The sequence below is a fragment of the Sphingosinicella ginsenosidimutans genome (assembly GCF_007995055.1).
GTDB classification, from domain to species: Bacteria; Pseudomonadota; Alphaproteobacteria; order Sphingomonadales; family Sphingomonadaceae; genus Allosphingosinicella; species Allosphingosinicella ginsenosidimutans.
In genome coordinates, this window is the sequence record NZ_VOQQ01000001.1 from 2,241,368 (window position 1) to 2,263,725 (window position 22,358).

Here is a 22,358-nt window from a genome sequence, read left to right on the forward strand (position 1 = left end):
CTCTTCGGCGGGCCACAGGGCGATGCGCCCGTTTCGCCAAGGAGACGTTCGACATGACCGACCCACGCCCGCTCCGGCTGCCGCGGATTGCACGATCGGAAGAGGTGCTCGCGGCGATCCGGGAGCAACTCGCCAGGATTCACTTCGGTTCGATCGCGCTCACCATCCATGATGGCCAGGTCGTCCAGCTCGACGTGACCGAAAAGCGCCGGCTGTTTGCGAGGTAGCCGCGCGCCGGGGCGCCTACCGGTCCCCCGGAGGCGCCCCCCCACAGGAAGGAGTCCCCGTGCCGCACGATCTGCCATTCCTGCTGCTGAGCCTGATGCCGTTCGTCGCGGTGGGCTTCGCCGCACAGCTTGTCGATGGCGCGCTCGGCATGGCCTTCGGGGTCATCTCGACGACCCTGCTTCTCAGCCTCGGCCTGCCGCCGGCCGCGGCCTCGGCCGGAGTCCATACGGTCGAAACCTTCACCACCGGCGTCTCGGCGATCAGCCACAGTTTCCACCGCAATGTCGATTGGCGCCTGTTCCTGCGGATCGCCATCCCCGGCACCGTCGGCGGGGTGATGGGCGCCTATGTGCTGACCAAGGTGGATGCGGCCGCCGCGCGTCCCTTCGTGCTCGCCTATCTCGCCGCGATCGGGCTGTTCCTGGTCTGGCGCGGCCTCGCCCGCCCGGTCGAGCCGAAGCCGGCGAAAGTGGTCGAGCCGCTGGGGCTGGTCGGCGGCTTTCTCGATGCCGCGGGCGGCGGCGGCTGGGGGCCCGTGGTCACCGGCAACCTCCTCGTCCAGGGTCTTGATCCGCGCCGCACGATCGGCACGGTCAACACCGCCGAATTCTTCGTCACCGCCGCCGTTTCCGCGACCTTCATCGCATCGATGGGCCTGGCGGCCTTCACCGTCGCGACCGTCGGCCTGCTGATCGGCGGCGTCATCGCCGCGCCGGTCGGCGCCTTCATCGCCAGGACTGCGAAGCCGCGACTGCTGCTCGCGCTGGTCGGTACCGTGCTTTCAACCACCAGCCTGTTCGGGATCTACCGCTTCATGGCGACCTGAACATTCATCACCAGCGATGCCGACCGGACCGCCGGAGGCGTCGCGATCAAGAGGGGAAACTTCGATGATCGCGTACCTCCTGTTGCTCGCCGGCGCCGCGCCGGCGATTTCCACGCCTGATACGCCAGAGGGCAGCGGGCCTCCGACCGCCGCGGCGGACCAGGATATCGTCGTCACGGCCCGACGACGGAACGAGAATCTCCAGGACGTTCCCGTCGCCGTGTCGGTCGTCGGCGACGCCCAGTTGCAGGGCACCGGCACGTTCAACGTCGCCCGGCTCGGGCAGCTTGAGCCGGGCCTTCAATTCTATTCGTCCAACCCGCGCAATTCCGCCGCCAACATCCGCGGGCTCGGCGCCCCGTTCGGCCTCACCAATGACGGTATCGAGCAGGGCGTCGGCGTCTATGTCGACCAGGTCTATTACAGCCGCATCGCATCGACGACCTTCGACTTTCTCGATGTCGAGCGGGTCGAGGTGCTGCGCGGGCCGCAGGGGACGCTCTATGGCAAGAACACCACCGCCGGCGCGATCAACCTGATCTCGCGCCCGCCGAGCTTCGACCTCGACGCGCGGGCGGAGCTTTCCCTCGGCAATCTCGATTATGTGCAGGCGCGCGGATCGATTTCCGGGCCGCTGGTCGCCGATCGGCTCGCGATCCGCGTCGCCGGATCGCTGACCCGCCGGCAGGGCACGATCTACAACGTCGCCACCGGGCGGCACGTCAACGAACTCGAAAATTCCGGGGTGCGCGGGCAGCTGCTCTGGCGCGCCGCCCCCAATCTCAACCTCACTTTGTCTGGCGACTTCAGCTACCAGAATCCGGAATGCTGCGCGCAGATCTATGTCCGCACGGGCCCGACCCAGCGGCCTCTCAATCGCCAGTTCGACGCGCTCGCCGCCGCCTTCGGCTATGCGCCGCCGAGCCTCGACCCGTTCGATCGCCTGACCGATCTCGACAGCGAACTGAGCGCCCGCCAGAAGCTGGGCGGCGTCTCGCTGCGGGCGGAATGGGCGATCGGCCCCGGAACGCTGACGTCGATCACGGCCTGGCGGTTCTGGGACTGGCGGCCCTCCAACGACCGGGATTTCACCGGCCTTCCGATCACCACCATCTCGCAGAACCCGTCGCAGCAGGAGCAATGGACGCAGGAAATCCGCTATGCGGGGACGGTCGGCCGTCTCGATTTCGTGGTCGGCGCCTTCGGTTTCGATCAGTCGCTCGATACGCAGGGATCGCAGGTGCAGGGACCGGCGGCGAGCCGTTGGCTGCTCAATCCCGGCAACGTCGCGCCCGGCAGCAGCGGCTGCGCCACGCCGACGACGAACGCCTGCAACCCGGCGGTGCTCGACGGTCTCACGTCGACCAACACGATCGGGCTGGACAATGTGAGCCTCGCCTTGTTCGGACAGGTCGGCTGGCGCGTCACCGATCGGCTGCGGATCCAGCCGGGCGTCCGGCTCAATTACGACCGCAAGCGCGGATCCTATGTCGCGGTGGTGACGAACGGCGCCGGCAGCACGGTGCTGACCGGCGACCAGCGCGGCGTGCTCGCGCCGCAAAGCTATGAGCCGCGGTTCAGCGACTGGAACGTGTCGGGCGATCTCACGGTCTCCTACGATCTCGCGCCGCGGATCATGGCCTATGCGACCTATGCGCGCAGCTTCAAATCGGGGGGCATCAACCTGTCCGGCCTGCCGCTCGACGCGAACAGCAATCCGATCCTGGAGGCGGCGGCGGTCGCGCCCGAGCGGCTCAATCATTACGAGCTCGGCCTGAAGACGCAGTGGTTCGATCGGCGCCTGACGCTCAACCTCGCCGCCTATCGCACCGAGGTCCACGATTATCAGGCGACGGTGACGAACGGGCAGCTTGGCGTGCTGCGCGGCTATCTTGCCAATGCCGATCTGGTGCGGGTCCAGGGTGTCGAGCTGGAATTGTCGGGGCGGCCGAGCCGGCGGCTGAACCTTTACCTGCGCGGCGCCTTCACCGACGGTCGCTACGTGCGCTTCACCGACGCGCCGTGCCCGCCGGAGCTCAGCGGCGGCACCACGGCCGCGGCTGGCCAGACGCCGAGCCCGGCCGGCACGCCCGGCGGCATCAGCCCGGCCAATTGCGACATTTCCGGCCAGTGGCTTCCCGGCATCTCGCGCTGGTCGGCTTCCTATGGCGGGGAATATTCGATCCCGCTGCCGGGCGGCGGTGGCGGCCGGGAAATCTACCTTGGCATCGATGGCAGCGTCCGGACGAAATTCTCGTCAAACCCGTCGCGCTCGATCTCGACCGATGTCGACGGTTATGCGCTGACCAACCTGCGCCTCGGCTATCGCAATCGGGGCTGGGATATCATGGCCTGGGTCCGCAATGCGTTCGACACGCATTATTTCGAGCTGCTCGCGACGCAATCGGGCAGCACGGGGCTTGTCGTCGGCCAACCCGGCGACCCGCGCACCTATGGCCTGACCGTCAGATGGCAGCTCTGACGGCCGGGGGAGCGGCGATTCAGATGCCGAGGGCCGCGTGGAGCCGGGCCAGCCGGTCGGCGAGATAGCGATCGCTCGGCGGGCTCGAATAGGCGGAGGCGGCGGCGCGAAGCCGTGCGGCCGCCTCCGTCCGATCGCCCTTCGCCAGCGCCACCTCCGCAAGCGACACGTCGAGACCGGCGTCCCAGTGGGCGTCGCCGACAAGCTGGTTGACGCGCTCGCGATCGATGTTGCGCAGCAGCGGCGCCGCTGCCTCCGCCTTGCCCCCGGCGATCAGGCAGTCGGCGATCGCGGCCCTGAGGGCCTGCGCGATGGGCGATTCGGGGCCCGGCCCGGCACGCGACGCCTGATAGGCGGCGCGGAGATTCGCCTCGCCCTGGACAAGCGCGCCGGCGCGGCACTGGGTGGTGCCGAGGTCCGCCCGCATCGCCACCGCGGTGAATGAGCCCGGCCCGTCCTTCGCCGCCGCGGCGCGCCACACCCGCTCCGCATCCGCCGCCGCCGGCCCGTAGCGGCCAAGCGAGCCAAGCGCGAGCTGACGCACGCTCAGCGCCAACAGGGTCGTGCGATGATCCGGCCCGAGCCGCGCTTCGAGGCGCGGGACGAGCCAGTTGAGATCGGTGAGCGCCGCCTCATAATGGCCGCTCAGCGCGCGCGACTGGGCGAGATTGAGGCGCAGCAGCAGCGTGTCGGGATGCTCCGGCCCCTGAAGGCGGCCCATCGCCGCGACGAGCGGAGCGAGCTCTCGCTCCCCCCCTTCATGATCGCCGAGCCGCAGCAGCGCGAAGGCGTGGCGCTGGTGAAAGTTCAGGCGCTGGCGCGCCTCGAACGCCTCGGGGATCGAATCCGCGAGGGCGCTCGCCCGCGCGAAATGATCGCGGGCGGACGGGACCTGGTTGTCCACCAGTGCGATCATTCCTTCGGCCGATTCCAGCCACACGGCGGGCTCGCCGGCGCTTGCCTTTTCGCCAAGGCTGGCCCGGGTGGCGGCGACGAGACGACGCGCGCGATCGAGCGATCCGGGCTGGGTCGACAGCGCTTCCGCCGAGGCGAGCTGGAGCCGCATCACGTTGGCCTCGACATCGCCCGTCGCGCCGGCGCGGCCGAACCAGCGCCACGCCCGCGCATAATAATCGCGCGCCGCGGCATATTCGGAGCGCTGGTCGAAGGCGCGGGCGAGGGTCGCATAGAGCCGCGCCGCGATCAGCGGCTGGCCGGCGAAGCGACGGTCGATCCCGGCGCTTGCCCGGCGCACCGCATCCACCAGCTTTTCGTCCGCTCCGTCCGCCTTGGCTGGGTCCGGGCTGGCGAGGATGTCGTCGGCAAGGAAGGCATAGCTGGCCTCCGCCTGGGCCTGGGCCGCGCGCGCCTGATCGCGCTGGCGCGACGCGAGCACGGTCATGGTCGACGTGCCGGCGAGGGCGATGAAGGCCGCCGCGGCCGCGGCCCGCATCCAGGGCCGGCGGTGACGCCGCCGCTCCTCCGCCCTGGCCAGCGCCTCGGCGCGCGCCGCCTCCAGCGCCGCCGCTTCGGCCTCGGCGCGACGCGCGTCGATCCTGGCGAGGCGATCGGCGAGCTCGTCCGCCGAAGGGCGACGGAGCGGATCGGCGGCGGCGGCGAGAGCGATATCCTCGCGCAGCAGCGGATCGTCGACCAGATCTTCCCAGCCTGGCGCGAGAAAGCGTCCGAAATCGCCGACGACGAGCTGGAAGAGGATCAACCCGGCCGCATAGACGTCGCTCTGCACGGTGGGCACGCCGTCGCCGGCCAATTCCGGCGCGCGATAGGCGGGCGTGCCCGACCGGCTTGCCTCATCCTGGTCGAGCCCTCCGAAATCGGTGATCAGATTGGCGCCGAGCACGTCCGTGTCGAGCAGCCGTGCGCTGCCGAAATCGGCGAGACGGACGAACGGGCCTTCCGCGCGCGTCTCGATCAGGATGTTGGCCGGCTTCAGGTCCTTGTGGAGAACGCCGATGCTGTGCGCGGCGCCGAGCGCGCGGGCGATCGCGCCGGCGATCGCGAGCCGGGTCGTCAGCGGAACGGCCGCGATCCCGCCCTGCATGTGCGCCCAGCCGCCCAGATCGTCGCCGCCGTCGGCGCTTTCCAGGAAATAGGGCGAATGTTCGAAATTCCATTCGAGCAGCGGCACGAACGGGGCGCCCTTGCCGAGTGCGGCCATCAGCAGCCGCGCCAGCGTCGCCTCGCGCTTCAGCGCGCGCAGCCGGTCGGAAGCGTCGGCGAACTTGAAGACGCGCGTCTCGCCGGTCTTGTCGTGGCGTGCCCGCCAGACATCGTCCGCGCCGGTCTGGCCGAGCGGGCCGACGAGCCGCCATTGCGGCCGGCCGGGAACGGGATCGCCGGCCTGGAAGGCGAAGCGCGGCGCGAGGGGCGCGTCCAGCGTCTCGATCGCGACCGGCACGGCGAGCCGGTAGCCGATGCGGGGCACGGTCTCGACGATCGTGTCGCCTGCCTCGCCAAGTCCCTTGCGCAGCTTCGACACCGCATTCGCGAGGGAGTTTTCAACGACGGTGACGCCGGGCCACACCGCATCGAGCAGCTCGTCCTTGGAGACGACCTCGCCGGCATGGAGCAGCAGTTCATGGAGAACCTCGAGCGGCTTGCCCTCCAGCGGCACGGCGCGCCCGTCCACGCGCAGCGTCCAGCCCGCTTCGTCGAACTCGGCGTCGACGAAGCGCCACAAGCGGCGCCGACGCCGGGACGTACCACCAATGTCCATCCGGAACCCCCTGCCGATCACGTTAGAAATTCTTGAGAATTGCATCAAGACTTTGAGCGGCCGGGATTTCTATCTCGCTTCCGGATCGAACTCGTCGGTGCGGACCGCGCCTGCGAACGCCATGAAGGGAGCCGAGCAATGACCATCAAGCAGATCGCCTGTGCCACATTCATCGCCGCGGGCGCGCTCGCCGTCGCGGGGTGCGGGCCGTCCGCCTTCTCGCGCCAGATGATGGCGATATGCACCGAGTCGCGCTCCGGGAATGCCGGGTTCGGCGGGCGCGACTGCACCTGCGCGGTGAACGCGCTCGATTCCGCCCTGACGTCGGACGAGAAGGCGATCATGCTCGCGGCGGCGATCGCGGCCGATCCGCGCCAGTCGCCGGCTGCCCGGGAACAGGCCAACGAGTCGCTGCGCCAGAGCGGGTTCATGGGCGTTGAGGAGCAGGGATCGCCCGCCGCGGCCTATGCCGAGAAGATGCGCGATCTCGGCCAACAGATCCGCCGCAACTGCCCGCGATCCTGAGCAGCGGCTGACCGAGGCGCCGGAGCGAACGGCGCGTCGTTGACGCGGCCCGATTGATCTCGATCGATACGATTTCGTCGGAACCCGGACCCCCTCGCGACCGCTTGACGGGCGGGGGGCTCGGGAGACGACGATGGCTTTTGAGACCGATGCACCGCCGACCGCGGCCCGCGACGCCGACGTCCGGCGGACCGCCGCAGGGCGTGAAGATGAAGATGCCGTCATCGGCCGGACGGTGACGATCGATCGGCCGCGCGACGACATCTACGCCTTCTGGCGCGATTTTTCGAACCTTCCGCGGATCATGGACAATATCGAGCGGATCGACGTCGTCGACGACCGCCGCTCGCACTGGGTGGTCAAGGGCCCCGGCGGCAAGACCGTCGAATGGGACTCGGTGGTTACCGAGGACGAGCCCGGGCGGCTGATCGGCTGGCGATCGGTGGAAGGCGCGGACGTCTCCAGCTCCGGGCGGATCGAGTTCATGGACGCGGCGCCGGGGCGCGGGACGATGGTCCGCGCCGCCTTCGCTTATGATCCGCCGGGCGGGGTGATCGGCGAATGGATCGCCAAGATCCTCCAGCGCGAGCCGGAGGAGCAATCCCGCCGCGATCTTCGCCGGCTCAAGCAGTTCCTGGAGACCGGCGAGGTGACGAGCTCGGCGAGCCCGTCGGGCCGCGCCTCCGAATCCCCGACCGAACAAGCCCTGTAACAAGGAGACCATCATGCGCGCCATCACCTGGCAGGGCCGGCACAAGGTCCAGGTCGACAATGTCCCCGATCCCGAGATCGTCAATCCGCGCGATGCGATCATCCGCGTGACCTCGACCGCGATCTGCGGCTCCGATCTCCATCTCTACGACGGCTATATCCCGACGATGCGGGCCGGCGACATTCTCGGCCACGAATTCATGGGCGAGGTCGTCGAAACCGGGCCGCGAAGCACGCTTCGCAAGGGCGATCGCGTCGTCGTCCCGTTCACCGTGTCGTGCGGCGACTGCTTCTTCTGCAAGAAGCAGCAATATTCGGCCTGCGACAATGCCAACCCAGCGACCACGTCCGACATGTCGGAGACGCTCTACGGCTATCCGATGGGCGGCGCGTTCGGCTACGCGCACCTCACCGGCGGCTATGCCGGCGGCCAGGCGGAATATGTCCGCGTCCCTTATTCCGACGTCGGCCCGATCGTCATTCCGGAAGGGCTCGACGACGATCAGGTGCTGTTCCTGTCCGATATCCTTCCGACCGGATGGATGGCGGCGGAAAATGCCGAGATCGAGGAGGGCGACACGGTCGCGGTCTGGGGCTGCGGCCCGGTCGGCCTGTTCGCCATCCAGTCTGCGCTGCTGATGGGCGCCTATCAGGTGATCGCGATCGATCACTTCCCGCGGCGGCTGGAGCTCGCCGCGCGGCTCGGCGCCAAGACGCTCAACTACAAGGAAACCGACGTCCGCGAGGCGCTCTGGGAGATGACCGGCGGGATCGGCCCCGACGCCTGCATCGATTGCGTCGGCATGGAGGCGCACGGGCTCGGCATCGACAATATCGCCGACACGGTGAAGGCGGCGGTGCGGCTCGGCACGGATCGACCGGCGGCGCTTCGCCAGGCCGTGCTCGCCTGCCGCAAGGGCGGTCGGCTTTCCATCCCCGGCGTCTATGGCGGCATGGCCGACAAGTTCCCGATCGGCGCGCTGATGGAAAAGGGACTCTCGGTCAGATCCGGCCAGACCCATGTCCAGAAATATAGCGAGATGCTGCTCGGCCTCATCGCGGACGGGAAGATCGACACGACCTTCCTCATCTCCCACCGCGCGCCGCTGGAGGAGGGGCCCGCCCTCTACAAGCACTGGCACGACGACCAGAACGAATACACGAAGATCATCCTGAAGCCGGGAATGGAGAGCAACCATGCCACAGCGTAAGTTCGCGATCGTCACCGGCGCGTCGACCGGGATCGGCTACGAGCTCGGCCGGCTCGCGGCGAAGGAGGGCTACGACCTGCTGGTCGCCGCCGATACGCCGCTCGTCGACGCCGCGGCCGCGTTCCGGGATCTCGGCGCCGAGGTCCAGTCGATCGAGGCGGACCTGTCGACCTTCGATGGCGTCCAGCGGCTCGTCGACACCATCGGGGAGCGCGACGTTGACGTGCTGTGCGCCAATGCCGGCCACGGGCTCGGTCGCGACTTCCTCGGCCAGGACCCAGCCGATTGGCGCGGCGTCATCGACACGAACATCACCGGCACGCTGTACCTCGTGCAGCAGGTCGGTCGGCGGATGGTCGAGCGCGGGCGCGGCAACATCCTGTTCACCGGCTCGATCGCCGGCCTGATGCCCGGCGCGTTCCAGGCGGTCTATAACGGGACCAAGGCGTTCATCGACAGCTTCGCCGATGCGCTCCGCAACGAGCTCAAGGACACGGGCGTCGTCGTCACCACCCTTATGCCCGGCGCCACCGACACCGAATTCTTCAGGCGTGCCGACATGATGGACACCAAGGTCGGCACCTCGGCCAAGGCCGATCCGGCCGATGTCGCCCAGGATGGCTGGGAAGCGATGAAGGCCGGCGAGGGCCATGTCGTCAGCGGCTTCGCGAACAAGATGCGCGCCGCCGCGTCGCACGTCATGCCCGCCGACATGCTCGCCGAGCAGCATCGCGGCATGGCCGAGCCTGGCAGCGCGCGCAAATAGGGATCAGATCGCGCCCAGCCGCGCGAGCGCGAGCGGGCGATCGAGCTGCTCCATGCGGCACTGGTCCGGCCGCTTGTCCGGCCGCCAGCGCAGGAAGCGGGTGCCGTGGCGGAAGCGCGCGCCGGTGACCTGGTCGTAGAGCACCTCGACGACCAGCTCGGGCTTGAGCGGGATCCAGCTCGTGTCCTTGCCGGCGCTCCATCGGCTCGGCCCCCCGGGCGCCTTTCCGGTGAACCCCTCGCCGCCGATCAGCGGCGCGATCAGACGCTCGATCTCCGCGCTGCGCGCCGCCGTCAGGCTGGCGAGGAAGCCGACGAGATTGAGCCGGTCGTCATCGTCGTAGAGGCCGAGGAGGAGCGAGGCGATCCTGCCTCCTTCGCCCCGTCGCATCCCGCCGACCACGCAATCGGCGGAGCGGCGCACCTTCACCTTCACCATCGCCCGCTTGCCGGGCTGATAGCGCTCGTCGGTGCGCTTCGCGATCACGCCGTCGAGCGCGCCGCCGGCCTGTTCCAGCCAGGCGATCGCCTGCGCGCGTTGGTCGGTGCAGGGCGATAGCCTGATCCCGGGATCGCGAACGCCCGCGAAAAAGGCTTCGAGGCAGCGGCGTCGCTCGGCGAGCGGGCAGGCGGTCAGATCGCGATCCTTCCAGAACAGCAGATCGAACAGCATCAGCAGCGCCGGCGTTTCGCGCGCGAGCCGGCGAATGCGGCTTTCGGCCGGATGGAGCCGGGCCTGGAGGGCATCGAAGGCGAGCCGGCCGTCCATCGGAAGGAGCAGCTCGCCGTCGAGCACGAACCTGTTTTCGCGCAGCGCCCGCAGGTTCGCCGCGACCTCAGGGAAGTAGCGATCGAGCGGGCGGCCCGATTTCGAGACGATGGCGACCTCTCCGCCGTCGCGGCGGACGAGGGCGCGAAAGCCGTCCCATTTGGGCTCGAACTGCCAGCCGTCCCCGTCGGGAAGCTCCTGCGCGAGCTTCGCCTCCATCGGCGCGGCGGGCAGCTCCGGTCGGATCTCGGTCACGACATGCTGCGCAGCATTTCGGGCGGACAGCCCATGGCTCTCCGCCGCGGCGCCCGGTCAGACCGGCTCGACGTCGACCGCGGTGGGCTTTGCGGGGGGAAGGCCGCCCGCCTGCGCCTGCGTCATCAGCTCCTGCTTGCGCGCGAGCAACTGGTCGCGCAGCGCAACCAGGTCCACGTCGGTGTCGCGGCACTGGGCGAAGATGCCCTCCGACGGCCGTTCCTCCTCCTTCACGTGATGCTCGATCTCCTCGCACAGCACCTTGACCTTGGCTTCGTAGAATTCGTCTTCTTCGTCGCCGCCGGCGATGTCGTTGATCAGCACCTTGGCGCCGTCATGCTCGACATAGGCCTCGTCCAGATCGTCGTCCTCGATCTTGCCGCGGAACGCCGGATAGAAAATCTCTTCCTCGATCATCGTGTGGATCTTGAGCTCGTTGCAGATTTCGTCGGCGATCGCTCGCTTGCGGCGTCTGTCGGACGACTTCTCGAACGCTTCGAACAGATCCTCGACCTTGCGATGATCGGCCTTCAGCAAGGCGATGGCGTCCGTATATTCGGTCTCGGCCATTGGAATCTCCCTCTTTCACCGCCGGGGGCCGGGCGGTCGTGGACGGTCAACGTCGAAACCGCCTCGCGTATCCATGACAGGTCGATCCGGCCGCAACCGGTGCGGACACGGGGCGTTGACCGCTCGACGCCGGGGGCGCGCAGGAGAGACCCAGATGAGCACGAATATCGTCGAAATGGTCCACGAAGACGGGCTTCCGGGCCATGAGAGCGAGCTTGAGCCAAAACCGGAATGGCAGCCACGCTACCCCGGATCGGGCCGGCTGGAAGGCAAGGTCGCGATCGTCACCGGCGGCGACAGCGGCATCGGCCGCGCCGTCGCGGCGCTGTTCGCGCGCGAGGGCGCGGATGTCGCGATCGTCTATCTGACGGAGGGCGACGACGCCGCCGAGACGAAGCGGATCATCGAGGCCGAGGGCCGGCGTGCGCTCGCCATTCCGGCCGATGTCGGATCGCGCAAGATGGCGGAGCGGATCGTCGCCGACGTGGTTGGCGCGTTCGGCCGGCTCGACATCCTCGTCAACAATGCCGGCGAACAGCATCCCGACAAGGATATCGGAGACATCACCGAACAGCAGCTGCAGCGCACCTTCCAGACCAATATCTTCGGCATGTTCTACATGGTCCAGGCGGCGCTCCCGCACCTGGGCGAAGGCGCCGCGATCATCAACACGACCAGCGTCACCATGTATGAAGGATCGAGCGAGCTGCTCGATTATTCGGCGACCAAGGGCGCGATCACGGCCTTCACCCGCTCGCTGTCCGAAAACCTGGTCGAAAAGGGGATCCGGGTGAATGCGGTCGCGCCGGGACCGATCTGGACCCCGCTCAATCCGTGCGGCGGCGCGAGCCCGGAAAAGCTCGCCCATTTCGGCGAAAGCACGCCGATGGGCCGGCCGGGGCAGCCGAACGAGGTCGCGCCCTCCTTCCTGTTCCTGGCCTGCGAGGATTCGAGCTACATGTCCGGCCAGGTGCTGCACCCCAATGGCGGCACCATCGTCAACGGATAGGGCGGGCCTTCGCATAAGCGCGCAGCGCGGCGAACTGGTCGGGCGTGAGCTTCGGCGTCGCCTGGACGAAGGCGACGAGGCTCCTGACGTCGCGGTCGGGGAGGATTTCGCCCCAGGCGGGCATCGCCGTCATCTTGATTCCGTCGCGAATGATGAGGTGGAGCTCCCCGCGCGACCAGCGCCGCGGCGCGTCGATCAGGAAGGGCGGCGTCGGGACCATCGCGCTCGCCCAGCGCGCCCGCGCCGTGCCCGGACCGCCATGGCACGAGATGCAATTGCGTTCGTAGAGGCGCGCGCCTTCGAGGACCATCGCGCCGTCGATCGCGAAATCGCCGTCGGCAGGCGTCGCGCTGCGCCGGACCGAATTCACCATCGTCCTGTGGACGGCCCAGGCCATGACCGCGCCGTGCTGCCGGCTCGCGCTGGTGTCGAACAGGCCGAACCCAAGGATCGCGAAAGCGGCGGCGGCGGCGAGCAGGCCAGCCGTCACCAGCCCGACGATCCAGCCGGCAAGAAAACCGCGCGGGCGCTTCATTCGCACGGCGGCTAGTCCCGCGTCGCCAGGTAGGCCGCGATGTCGCGCGCCTGGGCGTCGGTCAACCGCTGGTCCGGCATTGCATTGCCCGGCACCACCGCCGCCGGCGCCTTGAGGTAACGGGCGAGATTGGCGGCATCGTTGGAAAGCGCGCCTGCGATCATGCGCTGGCGCGAGAAGCCGGCGAGCGACGGCCCGACGCGCCCGTCCGCCCCGGCGATGCCGGGGATGACGTGGCAAGAGCCGCAGGCCATGCGCGCGATGAGGACGCGCCCATGCGCCGCGCCATGCGTGGGCCGGGCCGATCCGCAGGCGCTCAACGCCAGCGCAAGCCCGAGGGCGAGGGGACGCATGACCGGAAAACCGGGCGCGGCGCGCGCGGTTCCGCCAGCCCGCCGGCGCGCGGCTTTTTTTCGGCCCCGACGGAACCGGGCACCGCTCTCGCTTCTTTCCCGATCGACGCGCCTCGGCGCGCGGGTTCGCGTTTCAAGAACGATCGGATGGAGTCGGGAGGCACATCGCGATGATCCCTTATTGTGGCGCGCCGCCGGTCCCGGGATCACTGCTGGAGCGCTGGAACGGCGATCCGATCCTCATCGCCGCCCTGGTCGGCATCGCGGCGTTCCACCTTGCGCGCGCGCCGGCCGCCGAACGCCGGCTCGCCGCCGCCGGCTGGATCGTCGCGGCGTTCGCGTTCCTCTCGCCCTTGTGTGCGCTGTCGGTGTCGCTCTTTTCGGCCCGCGTGCTGCAGCACATGATCCTGGCGCTCATCGCGGCGCCGCTGATCGCGGCCGGGCTTCCGGGCGGGCGGGGGCGCACGATCTGGGCCAGCGCACTCGCCTTCTCGGCCGCCTTGTGGTTCTGGCACATGCCCGCGCCCTATGATGCGACCTTCCGGTCGGACCTCACTTATTGGGCGATGCACGCGACCTTGTTCGGCGGCGCGATCTGGCTGTGGCGCGATCTCATCCACCATTCGCCCGAACGCACCTTTCACGTCCTCGCCGCCGGCACCGCCGCCTCGGTCGCGATGGCGCTGCTCGGCGCCGTGCTGGCCTTGTGCAACCGGCCGCTGTTCCTGTGGCACCTGCCCTATACCGCCGACTGGGGCTTCACGCCGCTCGCCGATCAGCAGCTTGGCGGCGTCATCATGTGGGTGCCGGGCGGCGTGCTCTTCCTGCTCGCCGCGATGCGGTCGATGAGCGCGCTGTGGCATCGCCCCGCGCGCCCGGCGACCCGATGAGCCACCCTCTCTCATATCTCGACGTCGCGGGGGCGCAGGCGGCGACGGTGGAACCGCTGCTCTGGGCGACGATCGCGATCTCGGTTGCGGTGACGGCGATCATCGCCCTGCTGCTCGCCGGCGGGCTGTGGCGCCGGCGCGCGCCGGCCCCGGCCGAGGGAGAGGCGCTGCCGCCGCTCGAGCGCGGCGTCGACGGCGCGCGCTGGATCTGGATCGGCGTCGGCATCTCGCTGGTGCCGCTGTTCGCCACCCTCGTGTGGACGGTCGCGGTGCTGGCGCAGGTCGGCCCGCTGCCGCGCAACCCGCGCGTCACGCTCGACGTCACCGCGAACCAGTGGTGGTGGGACGTGCGCTATGACGGGCCCCAGCCGGACCAGATCTTCCACACCGCCAACGAGATCCACGTCCCGGTGGCCGAGCCGGTGCTGGTCCGCCTCCACGGCGGCGACGTGATCCACAGCTTCTGGGTGCCGCGCCTGTCGGGCAAGACCGATCTCATCCCCGGCCAGACCAACCAGGCGTGGATCGAGGCCGATCGGCCCGGCATCTATCGCGGCCAGTGCGCCGAATATTGCGGCGCCCAGCACGCCCATATGGCGTTCGAGGTCGTCGCCGAGCCGCGCGCCGCGTTCGATCGATGGCGCGCGCGCCAGCTCCAGACCGCGCCGCCGCCGGCGAGCGAGGCCCAGGCCGCCGGCTTCGCGTTGTTCGCCTCCCGGTGCGGCATGTGCCATTCGATCCGCGGCACCAGCGCACGCGCCTCGGCCGCCCCCGATCTCACCCACCTCATGTCCCGCCGCACCCTCGCTGCCGGCACCCTTCCCAACAATCCGCAAAGCCTCACCGGCTGGATCGAAAATCCGCAGGCGATCAAGCCTGGCGCGCTGATGCCCGATCAGGGCCTCTCCGCCGCCGATCTCAACAGCCTTCGCGCCTATCTGGAGACGCTGCGATGAGCGGCGCGCGCGTCAAGGCGGCGGTTCGCACGCCACGGATCGGCGCCGTCACCCCGGCCCTTCGCGAGCGGCTGGAGGCGATCTGGGAGACGAAGCCCGGCCTTTACGGCTGGTTCGCAAGCGTCGACCATAAATCGATCGGCCTTCGCTACATCGTCACCGCCTTCATCCTGCTGGCGATCGGCGGCATCGAGGCGCTGGTGATCCGGCTCCAGCTCGCCGGGCCCGATCTCCACCTGCTGACGCCCGAGCAATATAACCAGCTCTTCTCGACGCACGGGATGACGATGATCTTCCTCTATGCGTCGCCGATCCTGTCGGGATTTTCCAATTATCTGTGGCCCCTGATCCTCGGCAGCCGCGACATGGCCTTCCCGCGGCTCAACGCGCTCAGCTACTGGATCTACCTCGGCGCGGCGCTCTTCATGTATGCCGGATTCCTGGTCGGCGCCGGGCCAAACGACGGCTGGTTCAACTACGTCCCCTATGCGGAGCGCGACTTCAATCCGGGGATGAACCAGGATTTCTATGCGCTCGGCATGATCCTGCTCGGCATCTCGACCACCGTCGGCGCCGCCAATTTCGTCGTGACCCTGCTTCGCAACCGGGCGCCGGGCATGTCGATCAACCGGCTGCCGATCCTCGCCTGGGGCACGATGACCGCGAGCGTCGCCAATCTCGTCGTCGTCCCGGCCGTGAGCCTCGCCTTCTTCCTGCTCTGGCTCGATCGGCAATATGGCACGCACTTCTTCGATACCGGCGGCGGCGGCCAGCCATTGCTGTGGCAGCACCTGTTCTGGATGTTCGGCCATCCCTGGGTCTACGCGATCGTGCTGCCGGCGATGGGCATGGTCTCGGACGGGCTGCCGGTCTTCTGCCGGCGCCCCCTGGTCGGCTACACGCCGGTCGCGCTCGGCACGGTGGCGACGATGGTGCTCGGTTTCGGCGTGTGGGTTCACCACATGTTCGCGACCGGCCTGCCGGGGCTCGGCCTCGCCTTCTTCTCCGGCGCCTCGATCCTGATCGCGGTGCCGAGCGCGCTCGCGGTCTTCGCCTGGCTGGCGACGATCTGGTTCGGGCGGCCGGTCTTCACCACCGCCTTCCTCTTCTTCGCCTCGATGATCCTGCTGTTCGTGATCGGCGGCGTCTCCGGCTTCATGACCGCCAGCGTGCCGGTCGATTGGCAGCTCACCGACACCTATTTCGTCGTCGCGCACATCCATTACGTGCTGATCGGGATCAACGTCTTCCCGGTCGTCGGCGCGACCTACATGTGGTTCCCGAAGTTCACCGGCCGGATGATGGACGAACGGCTCGGCCGCTGGAACTTCTGGACGATGTTCGTCGGCTTCAATCTCGGCTTCCTGCCGATGCACCTGTCGGGCCTGTGGGGGATGCCGCGCCGCGTCTATACCTATCCGGCCGAAATGGGGCTTGGCGCGGTCAACCTCGTCACCACGATCGGATCGTTCCTGTTCGCGATCGGCGTGCTGCTGTTCATCGTCAACGCGCTGAAGAGCCTCAGGAGCGGCGCGGCGGCCCCCGCCAATCCCTGGGACGCCTACGGGCTTGAATGGCTGGTCTCCTCGCCGCCGCCGCCATACAATTTCGCGGTCATCCCGACGATCGTATCCCGCTATCCGCTGTGGGAAGACCGGCTCGGCGAGGCCCCCGAGCGGTCGAACCTCGATGAAGGCCTGATCCTCGACGAGGGCAAGGAGACGCTTGCGACGACGCCGCTCGATGCCGAGCCGGACCGGATCCTCGAAATGCCGGAAGACACGCTCGTCCCGCTGTTCCTCGCGATTGCGACCACGATCCTGTTCGTCGGCCTGCTGCTGAAGCCATGGCCGGTGGTCGCGCTTGGCGGGCTCGGCGCGGCGGCCTGCCTCGTCGCGTGGCTGTGGCCCAGCCTGCACCTGAGCCAGCGGGAGCCGGCCCGTGGCTGAGCTCGCCACCGCCCGCCCGGCGGAGCTCGCCGTCGGCCCGACCGGCGCGAAGGGCGCCGGCTGGAACGGCCTTGCCGCGCTGGTCGCGACCGAGGCCGCGCTCTTCGCCTACCTGCTTTTCGCTTATTATTATCTCGGCGCCTCCGCGCCGTCGGGCTGGCTGCTCGAGCCGCATCCCTCGCTCAAGCTCGCGGGCCCGAACACGATCGTCCTGCTGCTCTCCAGCGTCGCCATGTGGTGGGGCGAGCGCGGCGTGAAGCTGAACCGGCGCGGCGACGCGCTCGTCGGCACCGGCCTCGCCTTCGTCCTCGGCGCGCTGTTCGCGGCGGTGCAGCTCCTCGAATGGAAGGCGAAGACCTATGGCCCCGGCGCGTCGAGCTATGCCTCGCTCTATTTCGTCACCACCGGCTTCCACATGGCGCACGTCCTCGTCGGGCTCGTCATCCTCGCCTTGCTCTTCCTGTGGACCGCGATCGGCTATTTCAGCCCCGTCCGCCGGATCGCGGTCACCAACGGCACCTATTACTGGCATTTCGTCGACGCGGTCTGGCTGTTCGTTTTCACGACCTATTATGTCACGCCCTATCTGGGGTTCGCGCGATGAGCGGGCTCAGCCACCATCCGGCGCCCCAACGCAGCGAGGCGCGTCGTGGCAGGCTGGCGTTCGCCGTGGCCGGCGGACCGCTCGCATGGATCGTCCAGCTCGGCGCCGGCTACGCCATCTTCTCGCTCGCCTGCTATGTCGGGCCGGAGCGCGACGCGGGACCGATGGCCGGCAGCTGGATGCTGGCGGTGGTCGTCTATGTCGCCTGCCTGCTCGTTGCGCTGGCGGCCGCAATCCTCTCGGCGATGCTGTTCCGGCGCACCCGCGGCGAGACCGAGGGGAGCCTGATCGAACATGGCCACGGCCGGACCCGGTTCGTCGCCTTTTGGGGGATGCTGCTCGGCTTCGGATTCGCCGCGGTGATCCTCGTCAACGGCATCGCCATGATCGTAGTGACCCCGTGCGGGCTTTGATCCTTCTTGCCGCCCCGACGCTGCTCGCCGCCTGCCATGGCGGCGGCACCTATGGCGACGTCAGGCAGCTGATCGCCGCCAAATGCGGCGCCTGCCACCGCGTCCCCGGCGTGAACGGCGCGGTCGGACGGGTCGGGCCGTCGCTCGCCGGAATCGGCCAGCAGCAGATCCTCGCCGGCCATTTCGCCAACAGCCGCGCCAACATGATCCGCTGGATCAGCCGTCCGCAGGAAATGCTGCCCGGCAACGCAATGCCCGATACCGGCCTCACCCCCGAACAGGCGAACCGGATCGCCGATTATCTCTACGCGATGGATCGATGACATGAAGACGACGCTGATCCTGCTGGCCTCCATCGCCGTCGTCGGCGCGATGCCGCTCGCGGCGGGCGCGGTGATGGACTTTCCCCTTCGCCAGACCGCGCAGCCGCCGGTGCCCGATGCGGTGCCCGCCGACGAGGTCTTCACGCGCGAGCAGATCGGCCACGCGCTCGCGCCGCCGACGCCGGGGGCGGGGCGCACCGTCGCCCCCGCCGCCGCCGCGCCGCGGGATGACGGCCAATGGCTGATGCCGGCCAAGAATTATGCCGCGACCCGCTATTCGGCGATGAACGAGATCAATCCGTCCAATGCCCGCAACCTGCGCGAGGTGTTCAGCTTCTCGCTCGGCGTCAACAAGGGGCAGGAGGCGGCGCCGCTGGTCGTCGGCCACATGATGTATGTGGTGACCGCCTATCCCAATTATCTCTACGCGCTCGATCTCACCCATCCCGAGGCGCCGCTGAAATGGCGGTTCGCCCCCGATCCGGTCCCGGCCTCGCAGGGCGTCGCCTGCTGCGACGTCGTCAATCGCGGCGCGGCTTATGCGGACGGCAAGATCGTCTTCAACACGCTAGACGGCCAGACGATCGCGGTCGATGCCGAGAGCGGCCATCAGGTGTGGCGGGCCCAGCTCGGCGACATCAACCGCGGCGAGACGATCACGATGGCGCCGCTCATCGTCGGCAATCATGTCCTGGTCGGCGACAGCGGCGGCGAATTCGGCGTGCGCGGCTGGCTGACCGCCCTCAATCTCGCGGACGGCAGCATTGCGTGGCGCGCTTATCATACGGGGCCGGATCGCGACGTGCTGATCGGCAACGATTTCCATCCCTTCTATGCCGCCGATCGCGGCACCGATCTCGGCGTTCGGACCTGGCCGGCCGATCACTGGCGGATCGGCGGCGGGACGATGTGGGCCTGGATCGCCTATGATCCGACGACGCAGCTCATCTTCTACGGCACGGCCAATCCGGGCCCGTGGAATTCCGAGGAACGGCCCGGCGACAACAAGTGGACGGCCGGCATCTTCGCCCGCGACGCCCGGACCGGGGCCGCGCGCTGGTTCTACCAGTTCAGCCCGCATGACGAGCATGATTATGACGCGATCAACGAGCAGATCCTGCTCGACATGCCGTTCGGCGGCCGGATGCGCCAGGTGCTCGTGCGGATGGAGCGCAACGGCTATGTCTATGTGATCGATCGCAACAGCGGGCAGGTGCTCTCCGCCGATCCGTTCGGTCCGGTCAACAGCTCGCGCGGCGTCGATCTGCGGACCGGGCGGCTGATCGTCAATCCGGCCAAGGAGACGCATCTCGGCCAGATGGTCCGCGACATCTGCCCGACCGCCTCGGGGGCCAAGGACTGGAACCCGAGCTCGTTCAGCCCGCGCACCGGCCTCATCTACATCCCGCACGAAAATCTGTGCATGGACTGGGAGAATCTCGAGGCCAACTACATCTCCGGCACGCCCTATGTCGGCGCCGAGGTTCACATGAAGCCGGGCCCCGGCGGCCATCGCGGCGAGCTGACGGCGTGGGACCCGGTGATGCGGCGCCCGCGCTGGACGATCCGAGAGGATCTCCCCATCTGGTCCGGCACGGTCGCGACCGGCGGCGACGTCGTTTTCTACGGAACGATGGACGGCCTGTTCAAGGCGGTCGACGCGCGCGACGGCCACCTGCTCTGGCAGGTGCGGCTCGACAGCGGGATCATCGGCCAGCCGGTCTCCTATCGCGGGCCGGACGGCCACCAATATGTCGCGATCCTGACCGGGGTCGGCGGCTGGTCCGGCGCGATCGTCTCCGGCGCGCTCGATCCGCGCGACGGCGCCGCGGCATTGGGCTTCGTCGGCACGATGCGCGATCTTCCCCACCGCACCACGCCAGGAGGGACGCTCCATGTCTTCGCGCTGCCGCATTGAGCTTGCGCTGGCGCTCGGCCTGCTCGCCGCCGGCTGTCACCGCAAGCCACCGCCCGGCCCGCCCGCGGGCGCCGCGGTGACCGGCGCTCCCGTCTCCGGCCTGATTCCGGGTGGCGCGGGCCCGCCCGCCGGCATCGATCCGCGCGCCCTGCCTTATTACGACAATGCCGATGCCGTCGTTCAGGGCATGCGGATGTACAAGCAGATGAACTGCGCCGGCTGTCACTTCAACGGCGGCGGCGGGATCGGCCCGGCGCTGATGGACGATGTGTGGATCTATGGCGGCCGGCTCGACCAGATCTACAACACGATCTACCAGGGTCGCCCGAACGGGATGCCCGCCTGGCGCGGCCGCATCCCGGATCAGCAGATCTGGCAGATCGCGGCCTATGTCCGTTCGATGTCGCTGCCGGCGACGCTCGCCGCCAATACCGGCGACACGCCGTCGCAGCATCCCGCGCCGGTGCCGCGCGAGGCCGACATGCACGGCGGCTGGCAACTGCCGCCGGGCACGATCGGGCCGGCCAATTGATCCGGGCCTGGCTGGCGGCGCTGATCGCCGTCCTGCTGGCTGGCTGCACGCCCGCGGCCCGATCGAACGACATCGTCTTCGTGTCGGATGAACAGGCGAACGTCGTCCACATCGTCGACGGCGCGACCGGCCGGATCGAAGGCGTCCTCGCGACCGGCGGGCGACCGCGCGGGATGCAGCTTTCGCCGGATCGCCGCACGCTCTACGTCGCCGCCGGCAACGCGAACCGGATCGAGGCGTGGGACATCGCCACGCGCCGGCGCACGCGCCTCCTGAATTCCGGGCCTGACCCGGAGCGCTTCGTGGTCAGCCCGGACGGTCGCAGCCTCTACATCGCCAATGAAAATGACAGCGCGGTCTCGTTCCTCGACATCGCCTCCAACCGCCCGATCCGCGCGGTCCGGGTCGGCCCCGAGCCGGAGGGCATGGGGGTCAGCCCGGACGGCCGCCTGGTGGTCGCGACATCGGAGGCCTCCAGCACCGCGCATTTCATCGACGCCGCGACCGGCGCGGTCCGCGCCACCGTGATGGTCGGCAATCGCCCCCGCGACGTGCTCTTCCTCGACGATGGCCGGCGCATCTGGGTTTCGTCCGAGCAGCGCGGCACGATCAGCGTGTTCGACGCGGCGACGCTTCGCATCGTCCACGTCATCGATCTCGTCCCTGCTTTCCCCGACGTCGATCAGGTCCAGTCGGTCGAGATGAAGGCGACCCGCGACGGCCGCCGCGTGTTCGTCGCGATGGGCCGATCCAACCGCGTGGCCGAGATCGATCCGGCGACGATGCAGGTCGTCCGCGCCTTCCCGACCGGCGAGCGGACCTGGGGCATCGGCCTGTCGCCCGACGAGACCAGGCTCTACGCGGCGAGCGGGCTTTCGGGGACGCTCACCATTGTCGACCTCGCGCGCAACCGGGTCGCGCGAACGGTCAATCTCGGCGGGCGCCCGTGGACCGCGCTGGCGGTGGCGCGATGAAGGCGGCGATCGCGCTGACCGCCGCGCTGCTGCTCGGCAGCTGCGCGCGCCAGCGCACGCTCACCGTCTGCGCCGATCCCAACAACCTCCCTTTCTCCAATCGCGCCGGCGAGGGGTTCGAGAACAAGCTCGCCGAGCTGATCGCGCGCGATCTCCACGCGAACCTCGCCTATGTCTGGTGGGCGCAGCGGCGCGGCTATGTCCGCAACACGCTCAACGAGCGCAAATGCGATCTGTGGCCGGGGGTCGCGAGCACGGTCGAGATGCTGGCGACGACGCGGCCCTATTACCGCTCGACCTACGTCTTCGTCACCAGGGCGAGCGACCGGCTCGACCGCCTGACGCTCGACGATCCGCGCCTTCGCCATCTCAGGATCGGAGTCCAGCTCGTCGGCGACGATGGGGTCAACACCCCGCCGGCCCATGCGCTCGCCCGGCGCGGCATCGTCGCCAACGTGCGCGGCTACATGCTCTATGGCGATTATCGCCGGCCCAATCCGCCGGCCGCAATCGTTGAAGCGGTGGCGCGCGGCGATGTCGATGTCGGGATCGCCTGGGGCCCGCTCGGCGGCTATTTCGCGGCGCGCTCGCCCGTCCCGCTTGCCGTTGAGCGGGTCACGCCGTGGCTGGACGATTCACAATGGCCGATGGTCTACGACATTTCGGTCGGCGTCCAGAAGACCGATCTGCCGCTGCAGCGCGAGGTGGAGCATGTGCTTGAAAGTCGCGCCGCCGAGATCGGGGCGCTCCTCGATCGCTACCACATCCCGCGCGTCGAGCAGTGAGGCGCGCCCGAGGCCACGGGAACCCGATCCGGCCGCCT

At 68.9% G+C, this 22,358-nt stretch carries 23 protein-coding genes; 18 read left to right on the plus strand and 5 right to left on the minus strand.

Annotated elements, in window-relative coordinates; translation table 11 throughout:
* Positions 1-53: 53 nt before the first annotated feature.
* The 3 genes from FRZ32_RS11140 to FRZ32_RS11150 all read left to right on the plus strand — a co-directional run bounded on the left by FRZ32_RS11140 (position 54) and on the right by FRZ32_RS11150 (position 3,536).
* On the plus strand, positions 54-227 hold the full coding sequence (locus FRZ32_RS11140; protein ID WP_147043570.1) for a YezD family protein: 174 nt from the start codon (positions 54-56) through the stop codon (positions 225-227).
* Between the two features lie 95 nt (positions 228-322).
* Positions 323-1,054, plus strand: coding sequence for a sulfite exporter TauE/SafE family protein (locus FRZ32_RS11145; RefSeq protein WP_147044440.1), 732 nt, complete (start codon positions 323-325; stop codon positions 1,052-1,054).
* A 64-nt stretch (positions 1,055-1,118) separates the two neighbouring features.
* Complete coding sequence (locus tag FRZ32_RS11150) at positions 1,119-3,536, plus strand: TonB-dependent receptor (protein ID WP_243445269.1); 2,418 nt, start codon at positions 1,119-1,121, stop codon at positions 3,534-3,536.
* 19 nt (positions 3,537-3,555) lie between these two features.
* Here the strand turns inward: FRZ32_RS11150 and FRZ32_RS11155 are convergent, their stop codons facing one another.
* The gene (locus FRZ32_RS11155) at positions 3,556-6,273 is read right to left on the minus strand and encodes a protein kinase domain-containing protein (RefSeq protein ID WP_158635903.1); all 2,718 of its coding nucleotides are present in this window, start codon (positions 6,271-6,273) and stop codon (positions 3,556-3,558) included.
* Positions 6,274-6,411: 138 nt separating this feature from the next.
* Between FRZ32_RS11155 and FRZ32_RS11160 the strand changes: the two genes are divergently transcribed.
* From FRZ32_RS11160 to FRZ32_RS11175, 4 genes are all read left to right on the plus strand, one after another.
* Complete coding sequence (locus FRZ32_RS11160; RefSeq protein ID WP_147043573.1) at positions 6,412-6,798, plus strand: hypothetical protein; 387 nt, start codon at positions 6,412-6,414, stop codon at positions 6,796-6,798.
* Between the two features lie 133 nt (positions 6,799-6,931).
* Entirely contained in the window at positions 6,932-7,510 is a 579-nt protein-coding gene (locus FRZ32_RS11165; RefSeq protein WP_147043574.1) for an SRPBCC family protein, read from the plus strand.
* Between the two features lie 13 nt (positions 7,511-7,523).
* On the plus strand, positions 7,524-8,720 hold the full coding sequence (locus FRZ32_RS11170) for a zinc-dependent alcohol dehydrogenase (protein WP_147043575.1): 1,197 nt from the start codon (positions 7,524-7,526) through the stop codon (positions 8,718-8,720).
* A complete protein-coding gene (locus FRZ32_RS11175; protein WP_147043576.1) occupies positions 8,707-9,486 on the plus strand; it encodes an SDR family NAD(P)-dependent oxidoreductase in 780 nt (259 codons plus the stop codon). The genes FRZ32_RS11170 and FRZ32_RS11175 overlap by 14 nt, the downstream gene beginning before the upstream one ends.
* Positions 9,487-9,489: 3 nt before the next feature.
* Here the strand turns inward: FRZ32_RS11175 and FRZ32_RS11180 are convergent, their stop codons facing one another.
* The gene (locus tag FRZ32_RS11180) at positions 9,490-10,509 is read right to left on the minus strand and encodes an ATP-dependent DNA ligase (protein WP_243445270.1); all 1,020 of its coding nucleotides are present in this window, start codon (positions 10,507-10,509) and stop codon (positions 9,490-9,492) included.
* A gap of 57 nt (positions 10,510-10,566) precedes the next feature.
* Positions 10,567-11,079 (minus strand): hemerythrin domain-containing protein, encoded by a 513-nt coding sequence (locus FRZ32_RS11185; protein ID WP_147043577.1) that lies wholly within the window; start codon positions 11,077-11,079, stop codon positions 10,567-10,569.
* Between the two features lie 154 nt (positions 11,080-11,233).
* On the opposite strand from FRZ32_RS11185, the gene FRZ32_RS11190 reads away from it, so the two are divergent.
* Positions 11,234-12,088, plus strand: coding sequence for an SDR family oxidoreductase (locus tag FRZ32_RS11190; RefSeq protein ID WP_147043578.1), 855 nt, complete (start codon positions 11,234-11,236; stop codon positions 12,086-12,088).
* Here FRZ32_RS11190 and FRZ32_RS11195 read toward each other — a convergent pair.
* Both FRZ32_RS11195 and FRZ32_RS11200 read right to left on the minus strand, forming a co-directional pair.
* Positions 12,078-12,623 carry a c-type cytochrome gene (locus FRZ32_RS11195; protein WP_147043579.1) on the minus strand — a complete coding sequence of 182 codons (546 nt, stop codon included), beginning with the start codon at positions 12,621-12,623 and terminating at the stop codon, positions 12,078-12,080. The two genes, FRZ32_RS11190 and FRZ32_RS11195, sit on opposite strands and share 11 nt — an antisense overlap.
* Before the next feature lie 11 nt (positions 12,624-12,634).
* On the minus strand, positions 12,635-12,976 hold the full coding sequence (locus FRZ32_RS11200; RefSeq protein WP_147043580.1) for a c-type cytochrome: 342 nt from the start codon (positions 12,974-12,976) through the stop codon (positions 12,635-12,637).
* A 170-nt stretch (positions 12,977-13,146) separates the two neighbouring features.
* Here FRZ32_RS11200 and FRZ32_RS11205 point away from each other — a divergent pair, with 170 nt between their 5' ends.
* Genes FRZ32_RS11205 through FRZ32_RS11245 form a run of 10 tightly spaced genes read left to right on the plus strand, consistent with a single transcriptional unit; the run spans position 13,147 to position 22,320 of the window.
* Positions 13,147-13,866, plus strand: a complete 720-nt coding sequence (locus FRZ32_RS11205) for a cytochrome c oxidase assembly protein (RefSeq protein WP_147043581.1) — start codon at positions 13,147-13,149, stop codon at positions 13,864-13,866.
* On the plus strand, positions 13,833-14,822 hold the full coding sequence (gene coxB / locus FRZ32_RS11210) for a cytochrome c oxidase subunit II (RefSeq protein WP_205008265.1): 990 nt from the start codon (positions 13,833-13,835) through the stop codon (positions 14,820-14,822). Before FRZ32_RS11205 ends, coxB begins: the two co-directional genes overlap by 34 nt.
* Positions 14,819-16,771 carry a cytochrome c oxidase subunit I gene (locus tag FRZ32_RS11215; protein ID WP_147043582.1) on the plus strand — a complete coding sequence of 651 codons (1,953 nt, stop codon included), beginning with the start codon at positions 14,819-14,821 and terminating at the stop codon, positions 16,769-16,771. Before coxB ends, FRZ32_RS11215 begins: the two co-directional genes overlap by 4 nt.
* Positions 16,764-17,375, plus strand: a complete 612-nt coding sequence (locus FRZ32_RS11220; RefSeq protein ID WP_147043583.1) for a cytochrome c oxidase subunit 3 — start codon at positions 16,764-16,766, stop codon at positions 17,373-17,375. Before FRZ32_RS11215 ends, FRZ32_RS11220 begins: the two co-directional genes overlap by 8 nt.
* Positions 17,372-17,788, plus strand: coding sequence for a hypothetical protein (locus FRZ32_RS15295; RefSeq protein WP_158635904.1), 417 nt, complete (start codon positions 17,372-17,374; stop codon positions 17,786-17,788). Before FRZ32_RS11220 ends, FRZ32_RS15295 begins: the two co-directional genes overlap by 4 nt.
* Complete coding sequence (locus FRZ32_RS15300) at positions 17,776-18,111, plus strand: c-type cytochrome (protein WP_158635905.1); 336 nt, start codon at positions 17,776-17,778, stop codon at positions 18,109-18,111. The genes FRZ32_RS15295 and FRZ32_RS15300 overlap by 13 nt, the downstream gene beginning before the upstream one ends.
* 1 nt (position 18,112) lies before the next feature.
* Positions 18,113-20,029, plus strand: coding sequence for a methanol/ethanol family PQQ-dependent dehydrogenase (locus FRZ32_RS11230; RefSeq protein ID WP_205008266.1), 1,917 nt, complete (start codon positions 18,113-18,115; stop codon positions 20,027-20,029).
* Positions 20,007-20,561, plus strand: coding sequence for a c-type cytochrome (locus tag FRZ32_RS11235; RefSeq protein ID WP_147043585.1), 555 nt, complete (start codon positions 20,007-20,009; stop codon positions 20,559-20,561). The genes FRZ32_RS11230 and FRZ32_RS11235 overlap by 23 nt, the downstream gene beginning before the upstream one ends.
* Positions 20,558-21,535 (plus strand): PQQ-dependent catabolism-associated beta-propeller protein, encoded by a 978-nt coding sequence (locus FRZ32_RS11240; RefSeq protein WP_158635906.1) that lies wholly within the window; start codon positions 20,558-20,560, stop codon positions 21,533-21,535. The genes FRZ32_RS11235 and FRZ32_RS11240 overlap by 4 nt, the downstream gene beginning before the upstream one ends.
* Complete coding sequence (locus tag FRZ32_RS11245) at positions 21,508-22,320, plus strand: quinoprotein dehydrogenase-associated putative ABC transporter substrate-binding protein (protein ID WP_205008267.1); 813 nt, start codon at positions 21,508-21,510, stop codon at positions 22,318-22,320. The genes FRZ32_RS11240 and FRZ32_RS11245 overlap by 28 nt, the downstream gene beginning before the upstream one ends.
* Positions 22,321-22,358: the final 38 nt, after the last annotated feature.